Genomic DNA, 11920 nt, shown 5'->3' on the forward strand with positions numbered 1-11920 from the left:
TCCAATACACTGTTAAATTCGTCAACTATTTTGGGGTAATGCTATGTCAGCAGTAAAAACTATTGGTTTGACCAGTGTGGAAGACTATTTGAAACGGGAACTGACCAGCGAAGCCAAACACGAATTGATTGATGGTCATGTGTATGCAATGGCAATGGCCGGAACGAGTGCCAATCACGAAAGAATATCTGTAAATATTTTAAGAAAATTCGGTAATCATTTAGAAAATAATCCTTGTGAACCGTTTGGTTCAGATATGAAATTGAGGGTCAATTCAAATTTTTTCTACCCTGATGCGATGGTGGATTGTAATTTTGACAATTCCGAGCCTTATTTTACGAAAACACCTGTCATCATTTTTGAAGTTTTAGCTAAGTCCACCCGACGAAAAGATACAACCATTAAGTTTATGTCGTACATAAACATCCCTGGCTTAGAAGAATATGTGATGGTTGAACAAGACATTGCGGATGTCCAGATATTCAGAAGACGTGAAGGTTGGTTAGCAAAACATTACTTCCTAGGCGATGAAATCACTTTTGAATCCATTGGGTTAACCTTGTCAGTAGAAGACATTTATCATCGCGTACAAAACGATGATATGGCGGAATTTCTGAACAACACAGCCGGACAGTAGTTCTGTTTTTTGATCCCTTAGGGATACCATTCCAATAGTTCGAACCATTGGTTATTTTTTAGACGGAAAGCCGAAAAGTCTGCTTTATCAGCGGTTAATATCTATTGTTGCCGATAGCTACACAAGCAAAACGCTGGGGTAGATACCCATTCCCCTCTTGCCACTACTTAAGCTCAATCATTATCCTCATCAGGAATTTGTCCGCGCAGTTCTTCGGACAGGAGCATTTGTGCGCCTGTGGTGACGAGGGTGTCGCCGGGTTTTAGGGTATCGCTGAGGAAATAGCCTTGGGCGGTGGGGGTGTAGTGGCTAATGGCGCGGCGGCTGAAGGTGTCGTCGGCGGTTTTTAGGTAAACGTAGGCTTGCCCGTTAGCCCAGCACACGGCGGAGGTGGGGATGATGACCCCGGTGTGTTGTTGGCCTTGTTCGGGTAGCCACGCGCTGACGCTCATGCCAGTTTTGATGGCTTTGCCGCTGGTTTGGAAAAAATAGCTGATGCCTTGGTTGGTGCTGTCGGTTTGTGGGGAGCTGGCGATCAGTTCGGCGGTCTGGGCTTGGTTGCGGTCGCCGGAGGCGGCCACGGCAATGCTGTGCAGGTTTTCGGCGGGGCTATGGTGGCTGGGCACGGTGACTTGTAATAAGGTTTGTTGGCCGCTCAGAAACGGGTTCAGTTTTTCGGCCCGTGCGGTCAAAGCCCAAGCGGATAGGGTGGCTCCCCAATTGAGCAGGGCTTCGTCAAGTAAGGCTTGGTCTTGGTATTGGGTGGCATCGAGCAGGGCTTTGTCGGTTTGCCATTGCGCCTGTTGGTCTTGCAAGTTGCGTTTAGCGGTGACACCGTGTTGGTATAAGTCCTGTTGACGTTCGATGCTTTGCTCGGCCTGCTTGAATTTGGCGGCGGCACGGTTGCGCTCGGTCAGTGTCGCCAGATAGCGGTGGTGCAGGGTGACCAAGGGTTGGACGCTGATGGCTTTGCCGTAGCTTAAGAATTCGGCATAGTGTTGGGCGGCTTGCAGTACGGTGGTGGCAAGGCCGGACAGTTGTTGGGTTTTCTCTGTCAGTTTGATGACGGTTTGGCCGTTGGTTTGTTGGACTTTGCGGTTGGTGGCCGTGTCGTCGTCATCGTCGTCCGCATGGGTGCTGTTAAGGCACAGCAGGGTGATAATCAACAGGGTAAGGCCAGGTTTCGGCTTTGGTGTTAAGTGTGTTAATCCAGCCATTAAGATAGGTTTTTGGGGGGTTGGTGGGCTTGTCGGTTAAAGGCGGCTATTTTAGTTGATATGGGCTGTTTCTGCTTGCCTGAAAATAAAAAAGCCCTGGCTGAAACCAGCCAGGGCTTTTAGGACGTGCTAAGGTTTATGTCTGACTTATTCTGGTAATGCGAATACAGTCAATACGCCGCCCAATTTGGTGTAAGAGCTTAAGCTTCTGTACGCGCCAACTGCACCCAGACCTTCTGAGCCAGATTTATCGGTGCCGTCATCCAGACCAGCGGCGATACCGATACCTGCCCAGCCGCCGATACCTGACAATACGCCGACATATTGTTTGCCGTTGTATTTCCAAGTATTGACGTTGCCGATGATGCCTGATGGGGTTTTGAATTTGTACAATTCTTTACCAGTTTTAGCATCAACCGCTTTCAGGTAGCCTTCCAGTGTGCCGTAGAAAACGACGCCGCCAGCAGTAGCGACTGAACCTGACCAAACAGAGAATTGCTCTTTGTTAGACCAAGCAATTTTGCCAGTTTTCGCGTCATAAGCGGTGAATTGGCCCAGGTTGGTAGTGCCGTCTGGTTTACCTGTCAGGACATCAGCACCAGCTGGCATCATGGTCAGGGTGGCGCCAACGTAAGGTTGGCCAGCGGTGTAAGCGACTTCAAACGGTTCGTAGTCCATACACAGATGGTTGCCTGAGATGTAGAACAGGCCAGTTTGTGGCGAGTAAGAAACAGGCTGTTGGTTTTTAGAGCCTAACGCCGCAGGGCAAGCGCCTTTGGTGTTGACATCTTCGCCGTTGTGTTCGGTACTGAACTCAGGCACCACTTGTGGGCGGCCTGTTTTCATGTCAACGTGGGTTGCCCAGTTAACGGATTTGTCGAATTTTTCAGCAACCAACAGTTCGCCAGTTTCACGGTCTAAGGTATAGCCGAAGCCGTTACGGTCGAAATGCACGATAGTTTTGTGCATTTGGCCTTTCACTTCTTGGTCAACCAGAACGGTTTCATTGATACCGTCAAAGTCCCATTCATCGTGTGGAGTCATTTGGTAAACCCATTTTACTGCCCCGGTGTCAGCGTCACGCGCCCACAATGACATAGACCATTTGTTGTCGCCAGGACGTTGTACTGGGTTCCAAGTCGATGGGTTGCCTGAGCCGTAATAGACCAAGTTCAGTTTAGGGTCATAGCTGTACCAGCCCCAAGTGGTGCCGCCGCCGATTTTCCATTGGTCGCCTTCCCAAGTGCTGGTGCTGGATTCTGGGCCAACAGGGGCTACTTTGCCGTCTTTCCACGCTGTGGTTTTTTTGCCGTCAATCAGGGTGTCTTTGTCTGGGCCGATGCTGTAGCCTTTCCACGCCAATTTGCCGGTGTTGATGTCGTAAGCGGCCAAGAAGCCACGGACACCAAACTCACCGCCGGAGATACCGGTCAGGACTTTGTCTTTAACGACTAAAGGCGCGTTGGTGTTGGTCATACCCAGTTTTGGGTCGCCGTTTTGTACGCTCCAAACACGTTTGCCGGTTTTTGCGTCCAGTGCAGTCAGGACAGTGTTGGATTGTTGCAGGAAGATTTTGCCGTCGCCGTAAGCTAAGCCGCGGTTAACGGTATCGCAGCACATGACAGGGATGGTGACATCAGCATCTTGGGTTGGGGTGAATTCCCAGATGACAGATTGGGTTTTTTGGTCGATTGCGTAAACAGTGTTAGGGAACGGGGTGTGGATGTACAGGACATCGTCAACAACCAATGGGCCGCCTTCATGACCACGCAATACACCTGTGGAGAAAGACCATGCCGGTTGCAGATTTTTGACGTTGCTGGTGTTGATGTCGTTCAGTTCGCTATAACGGGTACCGGCATAGTTACCACCCCAAGTCGCCCAGTTGGCAGGGTTTTTGGTCAGTTGCTCAACACCGCTATTAGCAGTTGAAATCGCTGGTGCGGCTAATAAAGCGGCTACGCTAGAAGCAAGTAGCAAGCTTTTTAAAGGCTTCATCATAATTTATTTCTCCTGATATTTTGTTGTACAACAAAATACTGATTATGTTTTTTTAGACTAATATTAGTTTTTGGGTGAACTTCTTTCATCCCCTCGTGTGCAGGAAATTTTCACGCCAAGTGCCTAGATTTAATGATTTTGGGTCAAAAGTCAACTATTAATAGAAGCGGCATCGTTTGACAGGGTTTTATCGCCGTTAAGACGCTCCATTGGGGATGCTTAGCTCCTTGTTTCCTAAATAACTTCTTAAATAATTTCGCGTCGGTAAGCCCCCCCGTTCCAGCTCAATGCCTCGCCTGCTTGCTTATGCCATGCCGCAAGCACAAAACGTTGCGCCGCTTGGCCGTCAACCGAGAGATCATGCACGGCGGGGCGGTGGGTATGCCCGTGGATCAGGCGCAGGCAAGCGTATTCGCGCAAGGTGTTCACCACGGTATCGGCATTAACGTCCATAATGGCCTGACTTTTTTGGCGTTTATGGAAAAAGCTCCGCAGACGGAACCAACGGGCGGCGAGCAAGCGTACCAGCAACGGCTTGCTGAGGACGTTCTGTTGCCATTGCAGTGTCCGCGCTTTGGCGCGGAAGGTTTGGTAAGGCAGGTCGTCGGTGCAGAGCAGGTCGCCGTGGGTCAGCAGGGTAGGGGTGCCGAACAAGTCGATCACGGCGTAGTCGCCTAACAGGGTGATACCCGTCTCTTGGCAAAAGCGTTGCCCCAGTAAAAAGTCGCGGTTGCCGACTTGCAGGTAGACTTTTGTGCCTGAGTCGGTCAAGTGCTTAAGGCGCTTACGGATCGTGCTGTTAGGGGGGGTGAAATCGTCATCGCCTATCCACGCATCGAACAAGTCACCGAGAATGTACAGGGCGGACGCTTCCGGCGCACGGTGCTGGAGAAAATCCACAAAGCGGCGGGTAATCTCTGGTTTATCGAGTGCCAGATGCAGGTCGGATATGAACAGGATGTCTTGGGGCATGGGCTGAAGACGGTTGGCCTGAGGTTGCGGGGCGGTTTAGGAGGGCGTAAAAACGTTTTTGCGCCCTCCGCAAATCCTGACGGCGGTTTAAGGCTTATTCGACCACTTCGGCCTTTTCGACGATAATATCCGTTTTTGGCACATCTTGGTGGCCGCCGCGGTTGCCGGTGGGGGCTTTGGCCATGGCATCGACGACTTCCATGCCGGAAATGACTTCGCCGAACACGGCGTAGCCCCAGCCGCTAGCGGTTGGGCTGGTGTGGTTTAAAAAGGTGTTGTCTTTCAGGTTGATGAAAAATTGGCCGGTAGCGGAATCAGGGACGTTAGTCCGCGCCATTGCCAAGGTGCCGCGTTTGTTCGCCAGACCATTGTTGGCTTCATTTTTGATGGGTGCGTGGACGGCTTTTTGCGTGAACGAGGTGTCAAAACCGCCGCCTTGCGCCATAAAATCAGGGATTACCCGATGGAAAATCGTGCCGTTGTAAAAGCCTTCTTTAACATAAGTCAAAAAATTGGCGGATGAAATAGGGGCTTTTTCGGGGTTAAGCTGAATGGTGATTTCACCTAAGGAGGTGGTCAGTTTAACTTTAGTCGGTTCGGACATGGTTTTTTCCTGTGCAAAAGAGAGCGATGTGGTTAATGAAAACAGTAGGGCAAGCATCAGTGGACGCATTATTTTTCCTCAAATTAATGGAAACAGGCAATTCTATGTGTTTTTATCTTGAAAGAGAAGTACGCGCTTGGTAAATTGTACAGATTTGTTGCTAACGTATTGCTAAATAATTGGGCCTAATGACAGTATGCTAAAAATTTATAACACTCTGACCCGTAAAAAAGAACCCTTCCGCCCGCGCGTGGCGGGTCAAGTCGGCATGTATGTCTGCGGCATGACGGTTTACGATTATTGCCATATCGGCCACGCCCGCGTGATGGTGGTGTTTGATACGGTCGCCCGGTTCCTGCGCCATAGCGGCTACGCGCTGACTTATGTGCGCAACATCACCGATATTGACGATAAGATCATCCAACGCGCCCATGAGAACGGCGAGGCGTTTACCGCATTAACCGAGCGCTTTATCGAGGCGATGCACGAAGACGAGCGGGCGTTGTCGGTATTGCCGCCGGACATCGAGCCGAAGGCCACCGAATCCATCGCCGATATTATCGCCATGATCGGCACCTTAATCGCTAAGGGACTGGCTTATGTCGGCGGTAACGGCGATGTGTTTTATTCGGTGCATAAGTTTGCCAATTACGGGCAGTTATCGGGCAAAAATCTGGCTGACTTGCAGGCGGGCGAGCGGGTCGATATTGACCATGCCAAGGATAATCCCTTGGATTTTGTGTTGTGGAAAATGGCGAAACCGGACGAGCCTGCTTGGCCGTCGCCTTGGGGGCTGGGTCGTCCGGGCTGGCATATCGAATGTTCGGCCATGTCCACTTGCTGCTTAGGCCACCATTTCGACATTCATGGCGGCGGTATGGATTTGCAGTTCCCGCACCATGAGAACGAAATCGCCCAATCCGAGGGGGCGACGGGTGAGACGTTTGTTAATGTCTGGATGCACAATGGCTTTGTGCGCGTCAATGAAGAAAAAATGTCCAAATCATTGGGCAATTTCTTTACCGTGCGCGAAGTGCTTAAGGCCTATAAGCCGGAGATTATCCGCTTCTTCATTTTGCTGAGCCATTACCGTAGCCCCCTGAATTATTCTGATGAGCAACTGAACGAGGCGGGCGTGGCCTTGACGCGCTTGTATACGGCTTTGCGCGGTTTGGACAGTACGGTGGCAGGCGTGGATAGCGCTTATGTCAGCCGTTTTGAACAGGCGATGGACGATGATTTTAACACGCCTGTGGCGTTGGCGGTGTTGTTTGATCTGGCGCGGGAGCTAAATAGCGCCAAGCAGGCGGCAGATACGGCCAAAAGTGCCGAATTGGCGGCGACTTTGCGGTTTTTAGGCAGCTTGTTAGGTGTTTTGCAACATGATGCCGACAGTTTCTTGCAAGGCGATGCCGACGACGCGGTAGCGCAACAAATCCAGGCGCGTATCGATGCCAAAAAAGCCAAAAACTGGGCGTTGGCCGACCAGATCCGTGATGAACTAAAAAGCCAGGGCATAATCTTAGAAGACGCGCCAAACGGCACAACGACGTGGCGGCGCGAAGCCTAAAGGCATTTCGCGGCCTAGGCCCTTTAACGCGGCAATTGCTGTCTAACCCATTATTGAATGATTAACCCCATGACTGAAATAAAAGATAAATCCATCCAGCTCTTTCTGGACGAATTGGCCAGCAAATCACCTACGCCCGGCGGTGGCAGTGTCGCCGCGCTGATGGGCGCACAAGGGGCGGCATTGCTTAGCATGGTGTGCAATTTGACCATAGGCAAGCCGCAGTATGCCGAGGTTGAGCCGCAGATGCGGGAGTTGTTGGCAAAAGCTGAAATCTTACGCGCCGAATTGACCGCGCTGGTCAAGGCTGATGTCGAGGTGTTTGGCCGTTTGATGGCGACTTATGGGCAAGCTAAAGAGACTGACGAAGAAAAGGCCGCGCGTAGCGAAGCCATACAGGCGGTTTTGAAAGAGGCTACCGAAGTGCCGCTGGCTTGCGCCCGTGCTTGCCATGAAGTGATGGTGTTAAGTGAGATTGCCGCTACCCACGGTAATCTGGGCGTTATCAGCGATGCGGGTGTGGCGGTGATGGCGGCGTACAGTGGTTTAAAAAGCGCGGCTTTAAATGTCCATATCAATACCGGCTGTTTAAAAGACGAAGTTTATGCGCAGGCGAAGGTTGCCGAATTGGCGGAGGTGTTGGCCGGGGCGGACGCACGCGCCGAAGCGGTATTTGCTAAGGTTAAGGGTAAGTTATAGACGGCGGGTTTGCGTTATAAGCGCCTGCCAGAAACCTGTAATATATACTGTGAACGGCCAAGTTTTCGGCTTTTACAATTCACCGTAGGGTACGCTGTACCCTCAGGGGCATAAATGCGTACCTTTTGCACTTGACCGTTTGAAGTATAGTTTAATAGGTGGCTTTTAGGAGCGTGGGCATCTTGCCCGCTCTTGCGGGCAAGATGCCCACGCTCCCAGCTTAAGCCAAACGGTGTTTGCACTTGTTGTAATCCTAAGCTTAGCTGGCTTGGGAGTGACCTAAGGGGAATCTGCCATGACCAATAGCGAATCTGTCCGCATAGCGGAGAATGTCGGCGAGCAGCCGCCATGGTGGCGGTGGGGGCCGTATCTCAGTGAGCGGTCATGGGGGACGGTGCGGGAGGATTATAGCCCTAATGGTGATGCGTGGCGGTATTTGCCGCATGATTTGGCGCGGAGCAAAGCCTACCGCTGGGGCGAGGACGGCTTGGCGGGGATTTGTGACCGTTACCAGCTTTTGGTGTTCGCCCTCGGACTCTGGAATGGCCGTGACCCTATCTTGAAAGAACGCGCCTTTGGCCTGGATATGTGGGAAGGCAACCATGGCGAAGATGTCAAAGACTACTACTTTTATCTGGACAACACGCCGACGCATAGCTATATGCGTTATCTCTACAAATACCCACAAGGCGAATACCCCTACCAAGAACTGATCCGCGAAAATCAGCGGCGGGCAGGCAGCGGTGCTGAATTTGAATTGTTGGATACGGGGATCTTTAAGGACAACCGTTATTTCGATGTCGAAGTGGAATACGCGAAAGCGTCCCCCGATGACATTTGCATCCGCATCAGCGCTCATAATCGCGGCCCTGATGCCGCCCCGCTGCATATCCTGCCGCAGTTGTGGTTCCGCAATACTTGGGCATGGTCGGAACCGCGCGGCCCTATCCCGACTATCCGCTTGTTGAAGAAGGCGGGTGCTTATACCTGTCTGTTGGCGGACAGTTCCGAACTGCCACCCTTACCCGGCCTGTTGTTTCCTTATCAGCTAGGTAAACGTTATCTGTATGCCGATGGTGACTGTACGCCTTTATTTACCAATAATGAGACCCATAGCCAGCGGGTGTACGGAAGTCATGCCACTAATCCCTCGCCTTATGTAAAAGATGCCTTTCACCGCCATATAATTAATGGCGAAACCTGCGTCAATCCCGCGCAGACCGGCACGAAGTCCTGTCTGCATTATCGCCTGGATATTCCCGCTGGCGAATCGGTGCAATTGACTTTACGGTTAACGCCCACCGCCATGCAACAGCCGTTTGCAGACATTGGCCGCGTGTTTAGCCAACGCCGGGCGGAAGCCGATACGTTTTATGAGGCTCTCCATCCGCCTAAAGCCACGCTTGAGGAGCGGCGGGTACAACGGCAAGCCCTGGCGGGATTGTTGTGGAGCAAGCAGGTGTATTTGTTCGATGTCCACCAGTGGCTGCATGGCGATTTGCCCAATTCTCCGCCACCTGCATCCCGAAAAAAAATCCGTAACCAACATTGGGAGCATCTCAATTCCATGCGGGTGCTGTTGATGCCTGATAAATGGGAATATCCTTGGTTTGCCGCTTGGGATTTGGCGATAGCTTCGGTACCGATGGCTTTGGTTGATCCGGCTTTTGCCAAAAACCAATTGTGGCTGATGTTATTTGAGCAATTTCAGCATCCTAACGGGCAATTGCCCGCTTATGAATGGGATTTTTCCGATTTGAACCCGCCTGTCCATGCTTGGGCGGTATGGCGGGTCTACAATATGGAAAAACGCCTGCATAACAAAACCGACCGCAATTTTTTGGAGACCTGTTTCCATAAGTTGCTGATTAATTTTACTTGGTGGACAAACAAAGTCGATAATCACGGCAACAATGTGTTTGAGGGCGGTTTTTTAGGCTTGGACAATATTGCTGTGGTTGACCGCAGCCAAGCCTTGCCGCAAGGCGAGGTGCTGGAACAGTCAGATGCGACGGGCTGGATGGCGATGTTTTGCTTGAATATGATGCGGATGGCTTTGGAACTGGCGGGGGAAAATAAGGCTTACGAAGGCTTGGCGACCAAGTTTTTGCAGCACTATGTCTATATCGGGGCGGCCATGAAACAGATGGGCGGGCGCGATTACCAACTTTGGGACGAGACGGACGGCTTTTTTTACGATGTGCTCAGGCATCCTGATGACAGTTTTGACAAATTTCGGGTGCGTTCACTGGTCGGGCTAATTCCGCTGTTTGCCGTGGAACGGTTGGAAGAGGGTTGGCTGAAGCCATTCCCTAGCTTTAGCGCGAACTTGAATTGGTTCCTCGCAAACCGCAACCACTTTACCCAATTCAGCTGCCATTGCCTGAACCAGGGCCAGCAAAGCACTTATTTATTGAGCGTGCCTAACCAGCAGCAAATTAAGCGGCTGTTGGCGCGTGTTTTCGACCAGGATGAGTTCCTCTCGCCGTTTGGTATGCGTAGCCTGTCCAAGGTACATGCGGGCCAGCCTTTTAAATACGGGGCCAGTGAAGTGCGGTATGAGCCCGCCGAAGCCGAATCTAAGCTTAAAGGCGGCAATTCCAACTGGCGCGGCCCGGTCTGGTTTCCGGCGGGTTTCCTAATGATCGAGGCGTTACGCAAGCTTGATAGGGCCTTGGGGCCGACCTTTGTGTTGGATGTGGTCTTGGATGACAACCCGTATCCGGTCGCCATGACCTTGGGGGCGTTGGCGAGAGAACTGGCCAACCGCATGATCCGGCTGTTTGTTCCCGATGCCCAAGGCCATCGGCCTATTTACGGTGCTGATCCGTGCTTCCGGCAAGACCCGTATTGGCGCGACCATATCTTATTCCACGAATACTTCCATGCCGAGACAGGTAAGGGCTTAGGGGCTTCCCACCAAACCTGGACGGCCTTGGTTGCGGCGTTGATTGATGAATGGCGGTGTTAAGGCCACACCTATTCCTAGATCCCCTTTGTGGCGGCACTTGCCGAAGTGCGGGGATTAAGCCCACCGCCAAAGCCCGCCCTTAGAAAAAGTTCTTGGGCGAGAAGTGTCTGGCTTGTGGGGTTTGTTCGCATTTCTCCAAGGTGTTCTGGATGTGTTGGCCGGCATGGGCAGCGCCTAAGGCTTCGCATAAAGCCGTGCACATCAGTTGGGCAATTTCGGCGAAGTTTTGCTCGGTTAAGCCAATTGTCCATAGAAAACTGTTGGTATTGTTTAGCCATTGGGCGATTTGCTCTTCGGTTTCGCGGCTGGTGGTGGTTTTATTGATGGACAATTCCCACAGCGCGTCAAAAAAATCCATTGGGTCTGGCAGATTGGCTAATAACTGGCTGGCAAAATACTCGAACATCCACGCCTGTGCAGAAATGTCATTAGGCAGGGCGGTGCTGTCCGGTTCCGCGCTTGGGGCAGGGCTAGTTATGGCGTTGTCTTCCGGTGTGCTTTCCGCTGGGGCAACAGCTGTCCCGGTGCTGGGCTGCTGAAGCGATAACAGAGGGTCTGGCAGCGTATTGTTCTCAGCCATCAGCTCATGAAATTGGCCATAGAGGCTTTTGCGCACTGTGGTGTCGAGATTAAATTCCGTACAAATATGCGTAATGTAGGCAATTAAGCTACTGACACTGTCATTTTGAAAGTTTTGTTCCAAAATTTGGATGGTTTTAATCAACTGTGCTTCATTCAAATGTGGTGTGAAGCATTGCCAAGTGACTTGCCTCCGGCGTTTTTTCATATCAATCATACTTAACCCTCTATTATGCGCCGATGGAATCCCAATATGTCGGGTTTGCGATAGGCGGCCGCATTGTTTTCTGTGTAATCTAAGCGGTGAGTAAGGCACAGGCCGTAATGCCGCATGTTTTGCTAAGGGCTTAATCCGCCCTTGTCGGGATGCTATAAGGAGATCGTGTAACCTCCTATTAATTATAGTAAAAAATACCGGAAAGACGAGGCCGTATCGCATAAATAAGGTGTTCGGCCAGCGTTTCACAAAAGGCTGTTTCGGCGATGCAAGGCAAAATTACTGCGCTTACCGTCAGTTGTGTAATTTTACCGCAATTAGCATTACGAAGCTGAAGAATGTGCAAGCCGCCAGTGTGGTAGTGGGTCAGGTTTGGGAAAGCTGTAGCCGTTGAATTGCTTCATGCCCTGCTGAAAAAACGGTTCGGTGAAAGGCAGGGCAGTTTTGCCGTTG

Annotated in this window: 9 protein-coding genes; 4 read left to right on the top strand and 5 right to left on the bottom strand. The window is 51.4% G+C overall.

Annotation, left to right across the window (positions count from 1 at the left end; translation table 11 throughout):
• Window positions 1–43: 43 nt before the first annotated feature.
• Window positions 44–637 carry a Uma2 family endonuclease gene (locus AADEFJLK_RS06740; RefSeq protein ID WP_103973740.1) on the top strand — a complete coding sequence of 198 codons (594 nt, stop codon included), beginning with the start codon at window positions 44–46 and terminating at the stop codon, window positions 635–637.
• A 173-nt stretch (window positions 638–810) separates the two neighbouring features.
• Here AADEFJLK_RS06740 and AADEFJLK_RS06745 read toward each other — a convergent pair whose 3' ends face one another.
• The 4 genes from AADEFJLK_RS06745 to AADEFJLK_RS06760 form a co-directional block, all read right to left on the bottom strand.
• Window positions 811–1803, bottom strand: coding sequence for an efflux RND transporter periplasmic adaptor subunit (locus AADEFJLK_RS06745; protein ID WP_249027994.1), 993 nt, complete (start codon window positions 1801–1803; stop codon window positions 811–813).
• 198 nt (window positions 1804–2001) lie between these two features.
• Window positions 2002–3855 (bottom strand): methanol/ethanol family PQQ-dependent dehydrogenase, encoded by a 1854-nt coding sequence (locus tag AADEFJLK_RS06750; protein ID WP_103973742.1) that lies wholly within the window; start codon window positions 3853–3855, stop codon window positions 2002–2004.
• 246 nt (window positions 3856–4101) lie between these two features.
• Window positions 4102–4827, bottom strand: coding sequence for a UDP-2,3-diacylglucosamine diphosphatase (gene lpxH / locus AADEFJLK_RS06755; protein WP_103973743.1), 726 nt, complete (start codon window positions 4825–4827; stop codon window positions 4102–4104).
• A 94-nt stretch (window positions 4828–4921) separates the two neighbouring features.
• The gene (locus tag AADEFJLK_RS06760) at window positions 4922–5431 is read right to left on the bottom strand and encodes a peptidylprolyl isomerase (RefSeq protein WP_088620694.1); all 510 of its coding nucleotides are present in this window, start codon (window positions 5429–5431) and stop codon (window positions 4922–4924) included.
• A gap of 196 nt (window positions 5432–5627) precedes the next feature.
• Here AADEFJLK_RS06760 and cysS point away from each other — a divergent pair, with 196 nt between their 5' ends.
• From cysS to AADEFJLK_RS06775, 3 genes are all read left to right on the top strand, one after another.
• Entirely contained in the window at window positions 5628–7001 is a 1374-nt protein-coding gene (gene cysS / locus AADEFJLK_RS06765; protein WP_088620695.1) for a cysteine--tRNA ligase, read from the top strand.
• A 69-nt stretch (window positions 7002–7070) separates the two neighbouring features.
• Window positions 7071–7700 (top strand): methenyltetrahydrofolate cyclohydrolase, encoded by a 630-nt coding sequence (fchA, locus tag AADEFJLK_RS06770; protein ID WP_088621685.1) that lies wholly within the window; start codon window positions 7071–7073, stop codon window positions 7698–7700.
• 295 nt (window positions 7701–7995) lie between these two features.
• Window positions 7996–10671 (top strand): MGH1-like glycoside hydrolase domain-containing protein, encoded by a 2676-nt coding sequence (locus tag AADEFJLK_RS06775; protein ID WP_103973744.1) that lies wholly within the window; start codon window positions 7996–7998, stop codon window positions 10669–10671.
• A 79-nt stretch (window positions 10672–10750) separates the two neighbouring features.
• On the opposite strand, the gene AADEFJLK_RS06780 is transcribed toward AADEFJLK_RS06775, so the two are convergent.
• Window positions 10751–11467 (bottom strand): hypothetical protein, encoded by a 717-nt coding sequence (locus AADEFJLK_RS06780; RefSeq protein ID WP_103973745.1) that lies wholly within the window; start codon window positions 11465–11467, stop codon window positions 10751–10753.
• Window positions 11468–11920 lie beyond the last annotated feature (453 nt).

The sequence above is a fragment of the Methylovulum psychrotolerans genome, from assembly GCF_002923755.1.
GTDB classification, from domain to species: domain Bacteria; phylum Pseudomonadota; class Gammaproteobacteria; order Methylococcales; family Methylomonadaceae; genus Methylovulum; species Methylovulum psychrotolerans.

Coding starts and splice junctions, on each gene's coding strand:
- AADEFJLK_RS06760 (WP_088620694.1), bottom strand. CDS start 5,431: ATGTCCGAACCGACTAAAGTTAAACTGACCACCTCCTTAGGTGAAATC.
- fchA (WP_088621685.1), top strand. CDS start 7,071: ATGACTGAAATAAAAGATAAATCCATCCAGCTCTTTCTGGACGAATTG.
- AADEFJLK_RS06775 (WP_103973744.1), top strand. CDS start 7,996: ATGACCAATAGCGAATCTGTCCGCATAGCGGAGAATGTCGGCGAGCAG.
- cysS (WP_088620695.1), top strand. CDS start 5,628: ATGCTAAAAATTTATAACACTCTGACCCGTAAAAAAGAACCCTTCCGC.
- AADEFJLK_RS06740 (WP_103973740.1), top strand. CDS start 44: ATGTCAGCAGTAAAAACTATTGGTTTGACCAGTGTGGAAGACTATTTG.
- lpxH (WP_103973743.1), bottom strand. CDS start 4,827: ATGCCCCAAGACATCCTGTTCATATCCGACCTGCATCTGGCACTCGAT.
- AADEFJLK_RS06750 (WP_103973742.1), bottom strand. CDS start 3,855: ATGATGAAGCCTTTAAAAAGCTTGCTACTTGCTTCTAGCGTAGCCGCT.
- AADEFJLK_RS06780 (WP_103973745.1), bottom strand. CDS start 11,467: ATGATTGATATGAAAAAACGCCGGAGGCAAGTCACTTGGCAATGCTTC.